This is a genomic window from Prevotella phocaeensis (genome assembly GCF_900065875.1).
Classification (GTDB): domain Bacteria; phylum Bacteroidota; class Bacteroidia; order Bacteroidales; family Bacteroidaceae; genus Prevotella; species Prevotella phocaeensis.
Genome location: NZ_LT160622.1, coordinates 95,396 through 115,592, shown reverse-complemented (window position 1 = coordinate 115,592; position 20,197 = coordinate 95,396). Strand labels below are relative to the sequence as shown.

19 protein-coding genes are annotated in these 20,197 nt (G+C 46.9%); 9 read left to right on the top strand and 10 right to left on the bottom strand.

Translation table 11 applies throughout. From position 1 onward, the window contains the following. Positions 1-38: 38 nt before the first annotated feature. The 8 genes from mutS to BN3912_RS12155 all read right to left on the bottom strand — a co-directional run bounded on the left by mutS (position 39) and on the right by BN3912_RS12155 (position 9,668). Positions 39-2,702, bottom strand: coding sequence for a DNA mismatch repair protein MutS (gene mutS / locus BN3912_RS03800; protein WP_023984172.1), 2,664 nt, complete (start codon positions 2,700-2,702; stop codon positions 39-41). A gap of 328 nt (positions 2,703-3,030) precedes the next feature. Continuing rightward, on the bottom strand, positions 3,031-3,855 hold the full coding sequence (locus tag BN3912_RS03795) for a DUF4886 domain-containing protein (protein WP_023984171.1): 825 nt from the start codon (positions 3,853-3,855) through the stop codon (positions 3,031-3,033). 38 nt (positions 3,856-3,893) lie between these two features. After that, complete coding sequence (locus tag BN3912_RS03790; RefSeq protein ID WP_036859370.1) at positions 3,894-5,732, bottom strand: 4-hydroxy-3-methylbut-2-en-1-yl diphosphate synthase; 1,839 nt, start codon at positions 5,730-5,732, stop codon at positions 3,894-3,896. A 36-nt stretch (positions 5,733-5,768) separates the two neighbouring features. After that, positions 5,769-6,278 (bottom strand): 5-(carboxyamino)imidazole ribonucleotide mutase, encoded by a 510-nt coding sequence (gene purE, locus BN3912_RS03785; RefSeq protein WP_004369148.1) that lies wholly within the window; start codon positions 6,276-6,278, stop codon positions 5,769-5,771. Positions 6,279-6,374: 96 nt separating this feature from the next. Continuing rightward, entirely contained in the window at positions 6,375-6,986 is a 612-nt protein-coding gene (locus BN3912_RS03780; protein ID WP_004369147.1) for a phosphatase PAP2 family protein, read from the bottom strand. A 40-nt stretch (positions 6,987-7,026) separates the two neighbouring features. Beyond that, a complete protein-coding gene (gene rpoN, locus BN3912_RS03775; protein WP_004369146.1) occupies positions 7,027-8,526 on the bottom strand; it encodes an RNA polymerase factor sigma-54 in 1,500 nt (499 codons plus the stop codon). 2 nt (positions 8,527-8,528) lie between these two features. Continuing rightward, positions 8,529-9,176, bottom strand: a complete 648-nt coding sequence (locus tag BN3912_RS03770) for a hypothetical protein (RefSeq protein WP_023984169.1) — start codon at positions 9,174-9,176, stop codon at positions 8,529-8,531. Between the two features lie 339 nt (positions 9,177-9,515). Then, a complete protein-coding gene (locus BN3912_RS12155; protein WP_004369144.1) occupies positions 9,516-9,668 on the bottom strand; it encodes a hypothetical protein in 153 nt (50 codons plus the stop codon). Between the two features lie 152 nt (positions 9,669-9,820). Here BN3912_RS12155 and BN3912_RS03765 point away from each other — a divergent pair, with 152 nt between their 5' ends. The 9 genes from BN3912_RS03765 to BN3912_RS03725 all read left to right on the top strand — a co-directional run bounded on the left by BN3912_RS03765 (position 9,821) and on the right by BN3912_RS03725 (position 17,212). Further along, positions 9,821-11,107 (top strand): histidine-type phosphatase, encoded by a 1,287-nt coding sequence (locus BN3912_RS03765; protein WP_023984168.1) that lies wholly within the window; start codon positions 9,821-9,823, stop codon positions 11,105-11,107. A 204-nt stretch (positions 11,108-11,311) separates the two neighbouring features. Continuing rightward, on the top strand, positions 11,312-11,794 hold the full coding sequence (locus tag BN3912_RS03760; protein WP_023984167.1) for a DUF4252 domain-containing protein: 483 nt from the start codon (positions 11,312-11,314) through the stop codon (positions 11,792-11,794). A gap of 2 nt (positions 11,795-11,796) precedes the next feature. Further along, entirely contained in the window at positions 11,797-12,261 is a 465-nt protein-coding gene (locus BN3912_RS03755) for a DUF4252 domain-containing protein (protein ID WP_023984166.1), read from the top strand. A gap of 5 nt (positions 12,262-12,266) precedes the next feature. Continuing rightward, positions 12,267-12,785: an RNA polymerase sigma factor gene (locus BN3912_RS03750; protein ID WP_023984165.1), complete on the top strand. Its 519-nt coding sequence runs from the start codon at positions 12,267-12,269 to the stop codon at positions 12,783-12,785. Further along, complete coding sequence (locus BN3912_RS03745) at positions 12,766-13,254, top strand: hypothetical protein (RefSeq protein ID WP_023984164.1); 489 nt, start codon at positions 12,766-12,768, stop codon at positions 13,252-13,254. Before BN3912_RS03750 ends, BN3912_RS03745 begins: the two co-directional genes overlap by 20 nt. Beyond that, the gene (locus BN3912_RS03740; protein ID WP_004369138.1) at positions 13,251-13,700 is read left to right on the top strand and encodes a DUF4252 domain-containing protein; all 450 of its coding nucleotides are present in this window, start codon (positions 13,251-13,253) and stop codon (positions 13,698-13,700) included. The genes BN3912_RS03745 and BN3912_RS03740 overlap by 4 nt, the downstream gene beginning before the upstream one ends. A 266-nt stretch (positions 13,701-13,966) precedes the next feature. Then, complete coding sequence (gene trxA, locus BN3912_RS03735) at positions 13,967-14,392, top strand: thioredoxin (RefSeq protein WP_374188044.1); 426 nt, start codon at positions 13,967-13,969, stop codon at positions 14,390-14,392. Between the two features lie 14 nt (positions 14,393-14,406). Beyond that, the gene (locus BN3912_RS03730; RefSeq protein WP_023984163.1) at positions 14,407-16,836 is read left to right on the top strand and encodes an FAD-dependent oxidoreductase; all 2,430 of its coding nucleotides are present in this window, start codon (positions 14,407-14,409) and stop codon (positions 16,834-16,836) included. Positions 16,837-16,852: 16 nt separating this feature from the next. Further along, positions 16,853-17,212, top strand: coding sequence for a MarR family winged helix-turn-helix transcriptional regulator (locus BN3912_RS03725; RefSeq protein ID WP_004369135.1), 360 nt, complete (start codon positions 16,853-16,855; stop codon positions 17,210-17,212). A gap of 23 nt (positions 17,213-17,235) precedes the next feature. Here the strand turns inward: BN3912_RS03725 and BN3912_RS03720 are convergent, their stop codons facing one another. Together BN3912_RS03720 and BN3912_RS03715 are read right to left on the bottom strand one after the other, a co-directional pair. Next, a complete protein-coding gene (locus BN3912_RS03720) occupies positions 17,236-18,048 on the bottom strand; it encodes a DUF3108 domain-containing protein (protein ID WP_023984162.1) in 813 nt (270 codons plus the stop codon). A 50-nt stretch (positions 18,049-18,098) separates the two neighbouring features. Then, the gene (locus BN3912_RS03715; RefSeq protein ID WP_023984161.1) at positions 18,099-20,177 is read right to left on the bottom strand and encodes an Ig-like domain-containing protein; all 2,079 of its coding nucleotides are present in this window, start codon (positions 20,175-20,177) and stop codon (positions 18,099-18,101) included. Positions 20,178-20,197 lie beyond the last annotated feature (20 nt).

Below are 20,197 nucleotides of genomic sequence, written 5' to 3'. Positions count from 1 at the left end.
ATTATAATTGATGGTTCGGAGCATATATGCCCCCTTTATTATTTTCCTTCTACTATTTTTTTGATGTCGTTTAGTTTATTCAGCGCCTCTACAGGTGTCAGATTATTCACATCCAAGCCCAATATTTCATCGCGAACTTGGCAAAGTATCGGATCATCTAATTGGAAGAAGCTCAATTGCATGCCCTCCCTACTCTGCTCAATTTTCCGTGCAGTGGGCTTACCCACCGTGCCTACCTGACTGTTATCGGCCTCCAATTCCTTTAATACCGTATTGGCACGCTTCACGATGCTTTTGGGCATGCCCGCTATATCGGCCACATGAATACCGAAGGAGTGCTCGCTACCGCCTTTCTCCAGCTTTCTGAGGAAGATAACCTTTCCGTCTATCTCCTTTACAGATACGTTGTAATTCTTTATTCTGGCGAAATTCTTCTCCATTTCGTTCAGTTCATGGTAATGAGTTGCAAAGAGTGTCCGCGCTCGAGCCTTGGGTTGTTCGTGCAAGAACTCCACTATAGCCCAAGCAATTGAAATTCCATCGTAGGTAGACGTACCGCGTCCCAGCTCATCGAACAGCACCAACGAGCGCTGCGACACGTTGTTAAGGATGCTGGCTGCCTCGGTCATCTCTACCATAAACGTAGATTCGCCCAGCGAGATGTTATCGCTGGCGCCGACACGAGTAAACACTTTGTCTACTAAACCCACCTTTGCACGCTCCGCAGGCACATAGCTACCCATCTGAGCCAGCAGCACTATCAGCGCCGTCTGGCGCAGCAAAGCCGATTTACCGGCCATGTTCGGTCCGGTAATTATCACGATCTGCTGCTTTTCCGTATCAAGATAAATGTCGTTGGGCACGTATGTTTCGCCCACAGGCAACTGGTTTTCAATCACCGGATGGCGCCCTTGTTTGATATCGAGCACATCGCTATCGTCGACAACCGGCCTCACATAACGATTTTCTTCTGCCGTCTTGGCGAACGAGAGCAGGCAATCGAGGTTCGCAACCACATTGGCATCCGTCTGTATATATGGTATGTAAGCCTGCATGTCGGCAATCAGCTCGCCGAAGAGACGCTCTTCAAGCGACTGAATTTTCTCGTCTGCGCCGAGTATCTTTTCCTCATATTCCTTCAATTCCTGCGTTATATACCGCTCAGCTTGCGCTAAAGTCTGCTTACGTATCCACTCTACCGGCACTTTATCCTTGTAAGTGTTGCGTACTTCCAAGTAATAACCGAACACATTATTAAAGCCTACCTTCAACGAAGCGATACCCGTCTGCGCTATCTCGCGCTCCTGTATCTCGAGCAAGAAGTCTTTACCGCTGCGAGAGATATGGCGCAACTCATCCAGATCGGCGTTATATCCGTCGGCAATTACATCGCCTTTGCTCAACAACTGCGGTGGATCGGGCTGTATTTCCTTAGCTATACGATCGCTAAGCTCCTCGCACAAGTTCAACTGACTGCCCAAACGTTTCAGACTCTCGTTATCTGTTTCGAGACAAGCCACCTTGATCGGCACCAATGCCTGCAGTGCATTCTTCAACTGCACCACCTCTCTGGGCGACACTCTCCCTGCGGCCACCCTCGATATAATGCGTTCGAGATCGCCTATGTTATGGAACTTCTCATCGATAAGTTGCCTGAACTGCGGCTCTCGGAAGAAGAAATCCACCACATTCAGACGACGTTCGATGGCTTTCTCATCACGCAACGGAAACACTACCCACCGCCTCAACATGCGCCCTCCCATAGGTGTAGAGGTGCGATCTATCACGCTCAGCAGCGACGAACCTCCCTCCTGCATCGGCTGTATCAACTCGAGAGAGCGGATAGTGAACTTGTCTAAGCGCACATAACGTTCTTCCTCGATGCGCGATAACGAGGTGATATGCCCAATCTGTGTATGCTGTGTAATCTCCAAATACTGCATGATAGCGCCCGAGGCGATAATACCGTTATGCAAATGCTCAACGCCGAAGCCTTTCAGAGACTTGGTTTCGAAATGACGGAGCAACTTCTGACGGGCCGTTTGCTCGGTAAATACCCAGTCTTCAAGTTCGAAAATGCAGTAACGGGTACCGAAGAAACGTTCGAAATCTGCCTTGTGTTCCCTATCGTAAAGCACCTCCTTGGGCGAGAAGTTGCCCAGAAGTTTCTCCACATAGTCATAACTTCCCTCGCCTGTAAGGAACTCCCCCGTGGATATATCGAGGAAAGAAACGCCGCAAGAGCTCTTGCCGAAGTGCACTGCAGCAAGGAAATTATTCTCTTTGTAGTTCAGTACGTTATCGGTCATTGCCACGCCCGGCGTTACTAACTCTGTAATACCGCGCTTCACCATCTTATCCATTTCGGTAAGACCTTTCATGCCTTTAATGGCTTCACGCTTCTTCTTGGGATCTTCCAGCTGGTCGCAAATGGCGACACGCATACCGGCTCGTATCAGTTTAGGTAAGTAAGTATCGAGCGCATGATGGGGAAAACCGGCCATCTCCGTACTTCCCGACAGTCCTCCATTGTTGCGTTTAGTGAGCGTTATGCCGAGAACACCTGCGGAACGCACGGCATCTTCGCCATACGTTTCGTAGAAGTCGCCGCAACGAAACAGCAGCAAAGCATCGGGATGTTTTGCCTTCATCGAAAAAAACTGTTTCATCATCGGTGTCTGCCCGTTATCTTTCGCAGCCATAGAGTTTGCTTGTTTATGAATTAGCAAAGGTAACGAAAAATGACAGACCGCCCAAATAATTAATTTATTTTAAGGGCATGTCATAAACGCGCAATACCTTTGTCCGGCGAGACCGACGGATGTGTTTGCAACAGGCTGCTTTCCTATCGGCAATAGGGATATGGTCTACGGTCGTTTGGCGGTATTCCTACCGGCAATAAACAGTATATGTAAGGACAGAAACACAAACAGATAGAAACGATAACAGCCCTCAGGCAGCAAATCAGGTATGCGATATAACATAACAGTCTGCTGCCTGAAGGCTGATTGCAGCGTATCTCCAAATGTGCTATTTAAATAGTCTGCGGCTCATTTTCATGGCCTTATGCGCTGCTTCCTGCGCCAGTCGCGCCATATGGTCATCGATAGTGTCGGGCTTATACGGATTGCCTACCACGTTTTTGCCCGTAAGAAATTCGCACCATGTGCAGGCTGCAGTATAGCGACCATAGGTAAGTTGCAGATGAAAACCATCGCGATTAAGCACGTCGCCCATCGTTTCACGGGCGTTCTGAATAGCAACTCCCGAAGGTATCACCCGCTTTATGCCTGTCTGTTCGATGGCTTTGTTCACGGCAGAGAGTATCATTCGGTACATTTGTTGCTGGTCGTTACCGTAGTTTTTGAAGCCTCCGTGGCTGGAATCTTTAGCATATGCCCACGTCATGTGGAACACAATCTCTACATTCTTGTTGGTTGCCGTGGCCATAACGTAGCGTTTCAGGTCCGCCAAATGGCCATACGTTTCGGGCAGACCGGAGAAATGACTGGCCTGTTGCAAGCTGATAATATCCCAATCATCGTCCTTTATCGCCCGTTCGAGTGTAACGTGCGGCTGCGTAACCATCTTTCCGTCAACGATCTTCCGGTAACCATAGTCGGCTTTACCCGTCTGCGAATTGTCCCAGTGGCGGTCTATAGAGCAGCCGCCTATATAGGCATTGCCTATTATAAGGCTGTCTCCCTGCGCTAAAGCAAGCTCATAAAGGTATTGTTCTACGGCATCTTCCGAGAAACTATTACCGATTGCGAGTACTCGAATTACCCTTCCTGCCTCGCACACCACGCTGACAAACAGCATCAGCGCAATAAGTAGTAATGATTTTCGTTTCATATTCTTTTTATTTATATAAGAGTTATCGGGAGTCTGTCTTATAAAATCCCGTTCTCCCTATCTTCTCTTATCAGCTTCAGAAGTCGTTCTACGGCATCTTCTTCGGGGATATTCTTCTCCACACACTGCTGTTTACGGTAAAGAGACACACGCTTCGGGCCTGCTCCCACATAACCGTAATCAGCGTCGGCCATCTCTCCCGGACCGTTGACGATACACCCCATGATACCAATCTTGAGCCCCTTCATCTCTTCAGTAGCCTCTTTAATCTTGGCAATGGTTTCGCGTAAATCGTACAGCGTGCGCCCACAGCCCGGACAACTGATATATTCGGTCTTGGAAGTCCGTAGACGTGCCGCCTGCAGAACGCCGAATGCCGTCTCTTCTACTACACTCTGCGGCAGGTCTCCATTGTTCATAAGCCAGATACCATCGGCAAGTCCGTCGATCATCAGTGCTCCCATATCGGCCGAGGCATCAAGCTGAAAGCAGCTCTTATCGCTATGTCGGTACATTTGAGCGAACACCAACGGGTTACAGATGCCGTGGATCATCATCTCGTGTGCCAAAGCCCGCTGGTCTGCAAGGCGGTTTTGGTGGTTGCTTACGCACACTACAACGATCTCAGGATGCTGCTTTAAGCATGCCAGATACTCTTCCGAGGGCGTTCCGAACTGCAAAACGAGGAATTTCAGATCGGCTTCAACGGCCGTAATAAAGGGCATTGCCGATGACGGGAATATGGGATAAAGATGCAAGGCAGGATGTTCGGCAGCGACAGACGCATGCACGTTGTAGTCTACAATATAGTTCTTCCGCTCGTCAATGTCCTTCGGAAGCTCCGATCCTATATATATATAATCGGATTTCGCACCCTCTTTCGAGGTTATCACCACCGGAACATTGCCGCCGCCTATATTCCTAACAGGCACGGTTCGTCTGCGTTCGGGGCGCAGATAGTCGAAATTGGCGTATCGTTCGGCAGGAACAACGAGATGACCTTGCCGTTTTGTAACGTATTCCACTAAGTGTTGTGCCACCGGTATCTCCATTTCAGGCTCTTCAGAGAGCGATACTCTTACGGTATCTCCTATGCCATCGGCCAACAGAGCGCCTATGCCTACGGCACTCTTGATACGTCCGTCTTCGCCCTCTCCGGCCTCTGTAACGCCGAGATGCAAAGGGTAATGCATGTCTTCCTTATCCATACGGTCTACAAGCAGGCGCACCGAGCGCACCATTATTACCGTATTCGAAGCCTTTACCGATATGACAACGTCGCTGAACCGCTCTTTCTTACAGATACGCAGAAACTCCATGCAGCTTTCCACAATGCCCTCGGGCGTGTCTCCATAGCGGTTACGGATTCTATCCGATAGTGAACCGTGGTTTACACCTATACGGATGGCCGTATGGTTTTGCTTGCAAATATTGATAAACGGTACAAATCGGGCTTCTATCTTATGCAATTCCTGCGCGTATTCCTCATCCGAATACTCTTGTTTGATGAACCTACGGGCGGGATCCACGTAGTTTCCCGGATTAATGCGCACCTTTTCGGCATACAAGGCCGCCACATCGGCAACGTTAGGATTGAAGTGCACGTCGGCCACAAGCGGCGTATCATAACCGCGGGCACGCAGTCCGGCATTGATATTTTTCAGGTTTTCCGCCTCTCTGATGCCCTGCGTAGTCAGTCGAACGAGCTCTCCGCCAGCCTTAATAATACGTTCTGCTTGCGCTATACAGCCCTCCGTGTCGTTCGTATCGGTGGTTGTCATCGACTGAACACGGATGGCATTATCGCCACCCATATCGATTGCTCCTATATGGACTACCGAAGACGGGCGCCGTTGATATTGAAATAAATCGATCATAATATTGTATGTGGGCGCAAGAGCCGCCCTATTCCTTTAGTTCGTCTTATACCGATAAGTCTTGATGGCGGCCAGTTCGGCATTCGCCTTCTCTATCTTGGCTCCTAAACCGGCCTTCCAAGCCGACATTTTTGCTGCGACCGTCTCGTCTGAAAGCGCTATTATCCGGGCTGCGAGTATAGCTGCATTCTGCGCACCGTTTACGCCCACCGTTGCAACAGGTATGCCCGGCGGCATCTGAACAATGCTCAAAAGAGCATCGAGCCCGTCGAGCATGCCCTTTACAGGTACTCCGATCACCGGTAAGGTGGTATTTGCAGCGATAACACCCGGCAATGCAGCAGCCATACCTGCAGCGGCTATAATCACTTTAATGCCGCGGTTGCGGGCGTTCTTGGCAAAACTTTCCACGGCATCCGGCGTGCGATGAGCCGACAGAGCGTTCACCTCGAAGGGTATTTCGTTATCGTCGAGCCATTTACAGGCCTTTTCCATCACCGGCAGATCGCTCGTACTGCCCATGATAATGCTTACTATTGGTTTCATATCGATATGCTTTAATGATGATACATTTATATTCTAACGACCACAGACCTACGCTCTATCGGCCATACACCTACGGTTCAATTGCGACATTCGTATCTAAATAACGATGAAGAAAGCGGTTATCAGCCCGACGAGAAAACCGGTTACCACCTGCGACAGCGTATGTTGTCGCAAGATCATGCGACTTGTACCTACCATACCTCCCAATATAAGAACGATACACAGCCACCATATCGGGTTAAAAGCAAATATTACGGCGAACGCCAGCAATGCTCCAGCCACCCCACCTATGGCAGCCGTGTGCGTTGAAACCTTCCACCACACGTTGATGAAAGCACAGATAATCTGAATAACAAGCGCTGCGACGAGAATACTTCCCATGAAATGCGGAATATGACGGGCATTCATGATGTAATAACAAGTAAAGTAACAAGCGATAGAAATAATGTATGGCACCATTCTACGTTCCTTTGTGCCAAGTTCTATCAATGTCCATCCCTGATATCTGCGGTATATATGTATGAGAAGCGTAGGAAGTAAGATGGTAAAAGCGTAGACCAAAGCCAGTACTTTGAGCTTGTAACCCCAGTCAAGCAGATGGAGATAGCTGAATAGAAACAAGGCTATCAAGCCTACCAACGGCAGGTAAAAAGGCGTAAAGACCATACTCATCACCCTTGCAGCCAATATGATACTCTTTTCTTTCATACGAATATTACAACAACTTTCTACCTATTGCAGCGTTCCTCTACCTGCGCAGCCGTGCCACAGGTATGCCCAACTGCTCACGATACTTGGCTATAGTGCGACGAGCCACGGGGAATCCCTTTGCTTTCATTAATAAAGACAAGGCGTCGTCGCTATATGGTTTTGTCTTATTTTCCTTACCTATAATTTCTTTCAGTACCAACTTGATCTTACGGGTAGACAGTTCTTCGCCGCTATCCGTAGTGTATGAGTCTGTAAAAAAGAAACGTAACGGAAACGTACCCCACTTGGTCTGGGCATACTTTACATTGCTAACGCGCGAAATCGTAGAGATATCGAGCCCTGTCTTATCTGCAATATCCTTCAAGATCATCGGTTTAAGATCGGCCTCATCACCGTCTAAGAAGAATTTACGTTGCCATTCGATGATGGCTTTCATAGTTATATAGAGCGTATGGCGGCGTTGTTTCACGGCTTCGATGAAACCCTGTGCCTTCTCTACCTTCTCTTTGGCATAGAGAAGCGCCTCTTTTGCCTGCCGTGTCATGCCCTCCTTGTTGTTACGATAGGTATCTACCATCTCGCTGAACGACGGCGACACCTTCAGTTCCGGTATATTTCCGCGGTTGAGAGAGAAAGATATAACGCCGTCGTCCGATGTATCTACAATGAAATCGGGAGTAATCTGTTGAATGTTTCTACCCTCTGTCTCGCCCAAAGAGGCCCCGGGTTTCGGGTTCAACTTACGTATCTCGTCCTGCAAGAGGTGCAACCAAGCATCGGTAAGATGCATGCCTATCTGTATTTTATGCCAATGCTTCTTGGTAAATTCATCGAAATAACCGTCGATCAATCGCAACATAGCAGCCTTTACCGGGCTCTCCGCCCGCCGTTCAACCTGTAAGCGAAGACATTCTTGCAGACTTCTTGCACCGATACCCGCAGGATCGAACGCCTGTAGAAGTCGCAATACCTGTTCTATTTCTTCGGTATCGGCATCGATATTGTGATAAACGGCAAGCTCATCGCTAATGCTTTCGAGGTCTTTACGCAGCAATCCGTCGTCGTCGAGCGAACCTATAATGTACTCCATGATATCCTGTTGACGGTCTGTGAGCACCGTTTCGCCCATCTGTTCTTTCAATTTATCGTAGAAAGACACGGTGTCTCCGTAGACTACTTCTTCGTAATCGGCATTATTATCGTTATCCGTATAGCCGTAAGACTCGGGCATTCGGTCGTCTCTTCCTATGTTTTCGAGCGCATTTTCGAGCGCTTCTTCACGATCGTCGTGCTCGTTTTGTTCCTCTTCACTCATCTCCTCGCGCTCCTCTTCGATACTTTCGAAGCCGCTATCTGCCATGGCATCTTCCGACGAAGACGCCTCCAAGGCCGGATTATCGTCGAGTTCAGCATTGACACTTTCCTCAAGTTCCGTCAACGGCATCTCCAACAACCGCACTTGCAGCATCTGTTGTTGCGACAAACGTTGTACCTGCAATTGCTTTTGAACTTGTGTCTGTACGAGCTTCTGGTCCATTCTTACCTAAAATATTCTTTCAGTTGTGCAGCGAGGGCTGCCAGTTTTTCGGGATTACCACTACCATATCGTTGCCATATATCTCTACATGGCGCCAACAGGGGGTGTATTATCAGGTCGTCGCGGTTAAGATAAGGATCGCAAAACCTAAAAACATCCATCACTTCGGCAACCGTCTGTGGCGCCGTTTTGAGCAACTTAGCCAACTCAACCACTTCGGGTGTTTGGGCTACCATGGTAATAGGAGTAAGACGGAAGTACAGGTCGAGAATCATAATCAGCGAAACCGGCTTTAACGAAGTATCGGTATCGAGCGGCTTGAAGTCGCGTTCGAACGACTCGTTTATAGCTACTCCCTCGTAAAACTTCTTAGGTTGTCCGAACCCGTTCATACGTCTGAGCAGGTCGGCCTCGCGCTGCAGCTTCTTCGGACTTTTGCCGTATGTTTGCCAGAGATGCTCTATTTGAGGCGTATCCAGTTGTCTTAACCGGAACATTTGCCCATACAGAAACTGCGGAGGCAGGTGCAATTCAAGACTCAAGTCCACCATACCGCGCGAATACAGCGGTTTCAATCCCACCGGTTTCTTCAGATAGAGCTGCATGAGCAGCAGCCAATATTCGTCAGACCATAAATGATGTTTCGGCATAGCTGCAATCCGTTTGTTGTTCTTATTATTTCTGTTTCAACCGAACGGTTTCACAAAACCCGTAACATAGTTGCTATTCTGATGCAAAAATAGTATTTTTTCAGCGTGAGACCAAAAGAATAGGCGGTATTTTCATAGGAAATATAACGGGTGCGGCGGGAACATACTTCCGACAAACGGCATATCTACGGCGGTTAGATACACTGTTTGTCGGCAATAGACATACGGTCTGCGGGCCACAGACGGGCATTCTATCCGGAAAAGACTTACCGCACGGCTCCGCAACAGGCACAAAAAAGCCCTGCCATCCGCCACGGAAAGCAAGGCTTGCAGGTTCTGTTAAAAAAGAGATTTTGCCCGTTTGGCAGGATCGTCTATGCTGTTCGGCACTTCTTCTTCGGCCGTTTTCATTTCTTGTTTGGCTGCAACGTGCTTCTCGATACGCTCGGCCGAGACGAGTGTTTGCTTTATGCGAGGCTTCAGAACAGCCAAATCATCGATACGTTTTACTGTTTGTAATCATATAACTTCCCTCGTATCGGACAGTCAGTTGTGACACAAAAATACGGAAATATTTATGGGTAAACTTGATTTTATGGGTAAAAACAACTAATTTTGCCATATCTTACCAATAACACAACATCATGAAACGAACTCTAATTATCGTCTTTTCACTCGCCGTTGCATTCAACTTGCAAGCACAACAGGCACGAAAAGATTTGAAGAACAACAAACGTATGTCGGCTAACAACTACTTTGCGTACCCGGGACCTATACAAACAAAGCTGACACCAGCACCGAAAGGTTACGCTCCATTCTACATCAGTCATTACGGGAGGCACGGTTCAAGATACCTGATCGGTAAAAACGATTACGACAAACCTTGCGAAATCTTGCAACAGGCCGACTCCTTGGGCAAATTGACAGCCTTCGGAAAAGACGTACTTCGGCGACTTATCATGATCAGGGATGAGGCAAAAGAACGCGACGGCGAACTTACATTGCTCGGAGCCCAACAACATAAGGGCATTGCCCGTCGCATGTACGAACGGTTTCCGCAGGTTTTTGCCGGCCCGACCAATATAGATGCCAAGAGTACAGTAGTCATTCGTTGCATCTTATCAATGGAAAATGCCCTGCAAGAACTCCTTCTGTTGAACCCGCAACTACACATCAGCCACGATGCAAGCTATCATGATATGTATTACATGAACCAGACGGATAAGAAACTCGAAGCATCCAAGATGCCCGAAGAGGCCAAAAAGGCATTCAATACATTCTCTAAAAAGCACGAAAACTACCGGCGCGTGATGCACGAACTGTTCAACGACGACGATTACTGGCAACACCAAGTGAACGCAAACGACCTGAATAACAAGCTTTTTAAGCTTTGCAGCAATGTTCAAAGTACCGAATTACGCCATCAGATATCCCTTTACGATCTCTTCAACGATGAAGAGATTTACGATAACTGGCTGAGATCGAACGCTTGGTGGTACATTAATTACGGCCCAAGTCCGCTGAATGGCGGTACTCAACCTTACTCACAGCGCAATTTGTTGCGCAAGATTATCAGCGAAGCCGACAGCTGTATCGCCCTTAAACACCCGGGAGCAACGCTTCGTTACGGCCATGATACGATGGTAATGCCGCTGACTTGCTTGCTCGACCTTAACGGATACGGCAAACAAATCAGAGACTTGGAGCAGTTAGACGATGAAAACTGGTGCGATTACCGTATCTTCCCGATGGCTTGCAACCTGCAATTTGTGTTCTATCGCAAGGCATTCGGCGACCATGATATTATCTTCAAAGTGTTACAGAACGAGAATGAAGCCACCCTACCCATACCTACCGACATGGCTCCCTACTATCACTGGAAGGACTTTAAAGCCTATTTCTTAAAGAAATTAGATAATTATAAGGAGTAAATACCTGTCTTGAAACGACGCTATCAGACGGTTATACCGACCATAAAAATATGGTATAACCGTCTTATTTATAACACCTATCACCTTTACTCGGTACATTTTCAGAAAATATTCCCTATTTTTTGTAACACAATTTGTAGCTTTGCGTCTGTATAAATGTAAGCGCTTCTCAAAATAAGTATCAACATTTAAACACCCAAAGCAATGAAAAAGTTAATTTTCGCGCTATTCCTATTATGCGTAGCACATACATCTTTCGCACAAAAAGCCCACGATATCTTCGAACAGTTCAAAGATAAACCCAAGGTAGAGTATGTACATATCCCCAGAATAATGCTGAATATGGCCCGTAAGTTTATGAAGAACGATGAAGACAAGGATGCCATAAGAATTATAAAACATATAGATTCCATCAGAGTTCTCGACTTGGAAGAGTGTTCAGCAGACGTTAAAACAGAGTTCTACAACGAAACCAAGAACTTCAGCGCCAAAGGATACGACGAACTGATAAGCACTGTAGAAGACGGAGACAAAACGTTTATCCTCACTAAAGGTAAGGGCGATACCATTACGGAACTGCTGATATTGGAGACAGGCAAGGAGGATTGTGAGCTTGTACAGATAAAAGGAAAGATTACGCAGGCCGAAATAGAACAGATAGTCAAGGAACATCAAAAAGACAAATAATAATGAAAAAAGTATTATTCACACTCGCCATGGTGCTTATGGGTACCATGGCCCATGCACAGAGCATCGACAAATTCATCTCGCAGTTCGAAGGCAACAACGACGCACAGGTAGTCCGTATGGACAAGAATATGATCAAAAAGGAATTGGGCAATGATAGCAACGATGAAGAAGACCGTAAATTGGCCGAAAAGGCAGACTCCATGAACGTGCTTGTCATCAGCTCTAACAAAGATAAAACGACCGAACTGTTCGACAACACCTTGCCTGATCTCGAAAAAGAGGGCTATGAAAAGATGATTAACGTTAACCAAGACGCCTCGAAGGTAAAGATTTTATCGAAAACAAACGAAACGTCTATCAAAGAAATCATTATCATAGTAAGCGACAACAAGCAACGTGTGTTCGTGCAAATCTTCGGAGATATAAAGCCCGAAGAGGTAGAAAAGATGGTTCAGATAAACTAAAAAGGATGGATGCATCGGTATTCAAACAGACGTTTCTGCCCCACAGCAGGCGCATGTATGCCGCTGCTTGGCGGCTCACAGCCGATGCCCAAGCCGCCGAAGACTTGGTTCAAGAGGCTTTCCTTAAGCTATGGATGAAGCGCGACTCGCTGAACAAGGTAACGAATATCGAGGCTTTTTGCGTGACGATCGTCAAGAACATATTCTTCGACCGGTACAGGAAGAATGGCAACAAGTTCGTGGAACGCCCGCCGGAAGAACTGAACATCGCTGCCGACAGCAACATCTCGGAGCGATTGGAGCAACGCGAAGACGCCGCAAAAATTATGAATATCATCGCCCATCTGCCCGAACAGCAACGACTCATCATCACCCTGAGAGACATAGAAGACCGCAGTTACGACGAAATAGCTGCCCAGACAGGCCTACAGGCAATAAACATCAGAGTATTGTTGAGCCGTGCAAGAAAACAAATAAGAGAACAATTCAACAAACAAACGGAATATGAACGTAAACGAGATTAAAACCCTGATCGGCAAATATTACGAAGGAACGACTACCGAAAGCGAGGAACACCAACTAAAGGCGTTCTTCGCAAGCGAAGAAGTGCCCGCAGAATTGCTCGACGAAAAGGCATTCTTCGATGCGTTCCTTATGCCGGAACCCGCGATACCCGTTCATCTCGAAAAGCGTATAGAGCACCAGATAGACGGCTGGAACACGGTGGAAAAAACCGTAAACCGCCGTGCCCGCACCGTTAGCATGCGCTGGATATCGGGCATTGCGGCATCGATAGTACTCGTAGTTTCCGTGGCTATCTTCGTCAATACCCGTGCCGACCGACGCGAATACGCCATTCAAGAAGATACATACGACAATCCTAAGGATGCTTATGCCGAAACTCAACGGGCATTGAAGCTTTTTTCGTCGAAAATGAACAAAGGGCTCGCCCAAATCAGCAATAACAAACATCAAAACAAAAACAAAGAATGAAACGAATTATATTTATCATATTCATGGCGTTGACCTGCCATCTAAGCTACTCACAAGACGCTCTATTCAAGAAATACGAAGATGTTAAGGGCATTAGCACGGCATTTATCTCCAAGAGTATGCTCGGTTTAATGCCGAAGGTAGAGGCTGGAGACGTGGATATAAGTAGGATTGCTTCCAAATTAGACCGCATTCAAGTGCTCGAATGCGAACGCCCGTCGCTCATACCTGCCATTAAGAAAGAAGCTGTTGCGTACTACAAGAAGTACCGATACGAACAGATTATGCGCATGAACGACGGCAATGAGCACATTACCATCTACCAGAAGTCGCTCGGGAAAGGCAAAAATGAGTTCGTATTGCTTAACGAAGAGAGCGACGAACTGCAGATTATCCACCTTTCGGGCAGCGTTTCGTTGAACGATATCAAGGCATTGAGCAAGTAAATAAGATAGCTGTATCAGGTATTCAACCGCCCTAATTAACAAATAAAAATTCCCCGTATTTAGCTTACATCCGTAATCTAACTGCCACAGGCCGTACACCTATTAGCGATAGACGTACCGTTTGATAAACACACATGGTGCATCTATCGCATACGTTTCTTTACATTCGTATTCATGAAAGTTATCTCCGTGAGCGATAAACAGTTAATATTTGTTGAATAGATAAATATTTTCCATTGGAAATTTGTTTCGTATTCTACAAATATATACCTTTGCAATGTTTTCCAAAGGAAAATAATATTCACAGTATAACAATAGAAAAGAAGAATATGAAAGCAATTCAACTTACGAAAGAAGAGTTCATCAACAAGGTTTTCGATTACGAACACAATGCAAACAAATGGCAGTTTAAAGGCCAACATCCGGCAATCATCGACTTTTATGCCACATGGTGCGGCCCGTGCAAGGCCACAGCACCCGTATTGGAAGAGATTGCCAACGACTACGACGGTAAGATAGATGTGTATAAAGTAGACGTAGACCAGCAACAAGAACTGGCAAGCGTGTTCAACATACGCACGGTGCCATCGCTCCTGTTCATACCTTTAGAGGGCGAGCCCAGCATGGCTACCGGTGCCATGAACTACGGAAACTTCAAGGATGCCATAGAAAATGTGCTGCATATAAAGTAAAATACCGACAAAGCATGAAGCACATAATAATAGGAGGTGTGGCAGGCGGCGCCACTGCAGCGGCAAGAATACGGCGGTTGGACGAGCATGCAGAGGTCGTACTCATCGAGAAAGGCAAATACATATCTTACGCCAACTGCGGATTACCGTACTACATAGGCGGCACGATAGCCGAACGCGATAAGCTTTTCGTGCAGACTCCGGAGGGTTTCGGCAGGCGTTTTAATATCGATGTAAGGGTAGAAAACGAGGCTACATCTATAGATATCGCCTCAAAGACGGTGAAGATACGGCGCACAGATGGTACCGAATACACCGAAAGCTACGATAAACTGTTGCTTTCGACGGGGGCTGTACCTGTGAAACCGCCGCTTCCCGGCATCGACGAAAAGGGAATCTTTACGCTCAGAAACGTAGAAGACACCGATCGTATCAAGGCTTTTATGGCGCAAGAGAGTACGAACAGCGCCGTTATAGTGGGCGGAGGTTTCATCGGTTTGGAGATGGCAGAGAACCTACACCGTGCAGGTATCGGTGTAAGTATCGTAGAAATGGCCGACCAAGTAATGGCACCTGTCGACTTCAGCATAGCCTCTTATGTGCATCGCGAACTGATGGATAAAGGCATAAAACTATACCTCGGCAAAGGTGTAGAGCGTTTCTGTCGGCAGAATGGGCGGCTTAGCGTACACCTGAACAATGGCGAAAGCATCGATACCGATCTCGTATTGTTGTCGATAGGCGTACGCCCGTCTATCCAACTTGCCGCAGAAGCAGGCATCGGAATAGGGGAGTGCGGCATTTGCGTGAACAGTTATCTGGAAACATCAGTAAAAGATGTCTATGCTGTAGGCGATGCCATCGAGTTCAATCACCCCCTTACGGGCAAGCCATGGCTTAACTATCTTGCCGGTCCGGCCAACAGACAAGGCAGGATTGCGGCCGATAATATGGTGAAAGGCAATATATCCGAATACGAAGGAGCCATAGGAACAGCCATCGCAAAAGTATTCGATGTGACCGTAGGAACGGCAGGTTTGCCGGCCAAGAAGTTACGGCAAATGGGAATAGACTACAAAAGTTCCACCACCGTATCGTCTTCTCACGCGGGCTATTATCCGGGTGCATTCCAGCTGACCACCAAACTTACCTTCGATCCTGCGAACGGAAAGCTGTTCGGGGCACAATGTGTAGGCCACGATGGTGTAGATAAACGCATAGATCAACTGGCACTTATCATCAAACAGGGAGGCACTGTGTACGACCTGACCAAGTTGGAACAAGCCTATGCACCGCCCTTTTCGTCGGCTAAGGATGCCATTGCCATAGCGGGATATGTGGCAAGCAACATCATAAATCATACCATGCCTGTAATCTATTGGCGCGAAATAAAAGACATGAACCGTGCCGACGTGTCGCTTATAGATGTGCGCACACGCGGAGAATTTGTCCTTGGAACTATCGAAGGAGCCGTGAATATTCCGCTTGATGACCTGCGGGAACGCATGAACGAGATACCTAAAGATAAGCCGGTAGTGCTGTTTTGTGCAGTAGGACTGCGCGGCTATCTGGCACAACGCATTCTTTTAGGCCACGGATACGGACATGTAGTGAACTTATCGGGCGGATATAAGACTTATTCGCTCGCCACCCAACAGATCAGCAACGATACTGAAATGCCGGCAGACGGCGATATGCCTGTTATGGAACCTATAAAAACAATGAATAAAATAAAAATAGATGCCTGCGGACTGCAATGTCCGGGGCCGATAATGAAACTGAAAGAGACGGTGGACTGTACCGGAGAAGGCCAACTGATAGAGATAACAGCCACGGATGCAGGCTTTCCTCTCGATGCTAAAGCATGGTGCAACAGCACGGGCAACCGCTTTCTATCGCATACGGCCGATAAAGGTTATCATACCGTAGTTATAGAAAAGCGGTCGTGCAATGCCCCGGCAGCAATGGCAGGCGGCAACAACAAAACACTTATTATGTTCAGCGACGACCTCGACCGTGCCATAGCAACGTTCGTACTGGCCAACGGTGCCGCGGCTACAGGTAAGAAAGTATCGATATTCTTTACCTTTTGGGGACTGAATGTTATTAAGAGAAAGCATAAAACAAAGGTAAAGAAAGACCTGTTCAGCAGGATGTTTGCATGGATGTTGCCATCGGATTCTACCCGTCTGAAGCTCTCGCAAATGAGCATGATGGGCTTTGGAGACAAAATGATGCGCTATATTATGCGTCGTAAAAATATCGATTCGCTGGAAGAATTGCGCCGAAAAGCGATGCTAAACGGTGTGGAATTCATTGCTTGTCAGATGACCATGGACATGATGGGGATAAGGAAAGAAGAACTGTTAGACGGTATCAGCATCGGCGGAGTGGCCACTTATATGGAACGTGCCGAACGGGCAAACGTAAATCTCTTTATATAAAGCGGAGGAAAATTATATGGAAAGCAACAAAATATGCAGACTCCGCGATATATATCGTGCCATTGCAGCACTTGAAAACGAATTCGAAAAGGCTTTCGGATTGAACATTAACGAGGCTATGTTGCTCTGTACGCTCAACGAAAGGGTACGAATGACGTCGGGAGAAATAGCGGAAACCTTAGGTCTTTCGTGCTCCAATGCCTCGAAGGTGATAAGTTCGGTAGAAAAAAGAACACTCGTCAGGCGCCGATTAGGTAAGGAAGACAAGCGACAGATGTACTTTTCGTTGACGGAAAAGGGTAATAACATGCTCGGTAAAATTAAATGCGACAGCATCGAATTGCCCGAACTATTGCAGAAAATTATAGAAAATTAGGAAGAAAAAGACCGCAAATCCCGTTACTTCACCATGGAAGTAATGGGATTACGGAGACCTTTCATGCTTACAAGAAAGGCTTTTGCCGAGCCAAAACGTAGGAACATATCAAGACGTACGGGGATATGATTATCGTCATCCGTTACGTAGAAGTCTACTATTCGCTTGTACTTTTCGTCTTCTTTCTCCAAATACGACAGTTGGAGGCAACGATATTTCACGCCATTGTCTGCCTTTATCGTTGTTCTACCGTTGAACTTGAGCTGAGCAGGCACTGTTTCATGCCCGCCGGCTATCATGAAATCCACTTGATAACCTTTCTTCCAATTGGCCGGATCGAACGATCTGGCACGAAGAAAGATATTGAGCATGTCGAACACACAATTCTCATAAGTATGGTTTTCCCATAGATTTTCGGCAGAACTCGTAAGCTGATGCTGCTTAATATGGCATTTACCGTTGGGATAGGAATAAAAAACTTCGTCTACATAATAACGCTTTCCCTCGCGTGCACCCTTACGGTAATAGAGCGGCGACATGCTTGTAGACGTGTAACACAGCAGGGTATCGCGCAATACAAACATATTATCAACCCTCTGACTGCCACGGGTAACGAGCGAAGACCGGTAGGCCGGCTGTCCGTTGTAGCTGCTCTGTACGGTATACATAGACGCCGTACCGGCCTTTATCCATACAAATTTCCAGTTAAAATACAGGTTATAAGAAAGAAACTCACCCGACTTGAAAGCCGTATTCCTAAAAGTGCATTGGGCTCCGGCCGATGTGTAAGAAGCCAACATCAGCATGACAACCATGATAAACTTATAATGTCTCATCTTCGTTTTGTTGTTAAATCATTACCGGATACTGTAAAGAAATCCGACAACTACATCAAACTCGGCAAATACTTTATACCGAGATCTTTGGCACGTTGTATGTTTCGGCTTTTTATCTTCTTGTCTTTGTCCGGTTTCTGCTTAGTTATTTTCCCGGGTTTCTGCCTGTTAAGCGGGGTAGAAGTAGGGTTCCACGACAATGTAATGTCCTGCTTGGCGCGACATTCTATAGGTTCGGTATAATAATAGGTATCCTCTGGCTGAAGCATTTTGGCATAATCGCCCGTATCCCAACGCCCGTTATTGTTGCTATCTACATACAATCGCATGTAATAAGTCTTAGGATCGACGTAATAGAACTCCGCTATACCGTTGTCGGTATGTACTTCTTTCACCGTTTTATCCTGCTCATTTAAGAGCTGAACGACCAAATGTTTGCCTTGCATACCCGATATATTCATCATAATGGAAGCATATTCGTCGGTCGGTTTTACGCTGAAACCCTGTTTGATCTTCCTTGAAACGCGGCCATACATATCTACAAACGCCGCACTGTCAATCTCCAAACTGTATTCTATGCCCGGTCTCCATTCGCCAAGTAGTTCGTATTTACGCTTATTTTCATGCGGGAAATTGCCTAAGAAGGCTGCTGAAGTATCGTTACGTTCCACAAATCGGAAGCGCGAAACGTACCAAAGTGTATCGTGTTTGGCATAGAGATGTATCTTAGACGTATCGGCTACGGCCAACGGAGTAGGGAAGTCGAACGGTATATTACGGTCGGGATCGAGCGTAGACGATAGCTGTATCTTCGGTCTAAGTTCATCCGGCGGCATTACAGTCTCATACTTGTCGCCACGTTTCTTAGCTCTATCTTGCTTTTTCTGCCATTCTTCGCGTGCTTTTTCTCTTTCTTTCATGCGTTTTGCATAGGTCTGTTTAGATAAGAACAGCAATGTATCGGTTTGATTTATAAGAACTCCCGTCGAATCATCCGTCATCCGATACTGCACTTCGGCCAGTAAAGAATCCTTATTCACAAGGGCTGTATCGCGCAGCCAATAGGTAATGGAGTCGTTGAGGGCATTGCTTTCAACGAGAAAAGCATTCTTTTCATCGAAATTAAGGCCCCTAATAATGGGTAATCTATCATCCCCATAGCTGAAATACAGTGAGAAATGGTCGGCTTCATTGCGTTCCGACTTCAGGAAATAGCGATCGGTAAGTTTCTCGGTAAAGGCACGCATCACGATATCATCGGGTATGAAACGGGTATAACCTATGCGTTCGATATTCTTGATATGCAGAGAGTCTGCCCACAGAGTATCCTGACGCACGTCCGAAACGAACGACGGAACGATTATATCTTGCGAGAATGCCAGCTTTTCACTCTTCTGATTAAAGAAATAGTTGCCGTCGGCATCCTGCAAAGCATATATATGATACTTGCCCGGAGCTACGCCCTTGATGACGAAGTGCCCACGACTATCGGTCTTAGACACACGTAACATGGGCTTTTTACAGAAAGCTGAGTCCGATAGATCGTTATAGAGACCTACCAAAATGCCCTTGATAGGCTCCAAATTCTCGGCTTCCAACACCGTTCCCGACACTTCCAACGTGTCGATTTCGGCACCTGTAGAGAAAGTATATGTATAATTTCCGAGCGGATTTTGCTCGTTATTGTCGGATATGGCACTACTGAAATCGATGGTATACGTAGTGTTTGGCTTCAATGAATCCTTAAGTTCTATGGCTATACGCTTACCCTGTGCCTTGATTTCGGGCGCTTCGAGCTGCGGAGGCGATACCACTACGTTCTCTGTAGGGTTGTCTATCTTGATAAATTCGCTGAAATTAATGTAAATCTTACGACCGGTCACGCCCGTTGCTTTATCGGAAGGTGAGGCTCCGACAACACGCGGAGGCGTCTCATCATACCAACCTCCGTCGGGATTTCCCATGCGTGCACAAGAATAGAACAACAATAAAAAGGCAGAAGACAGCAACAACAGAAAGGCGGAATGGTGAATAGAACGGCAGAAAACACGGCGAACGGCACCCACGCCACCGGCCTTTTCGACCGACAAACGCATCACATGCCTGAGATTTACAATATTTCTATTCATGCTTCTTGTCTTTTACATAC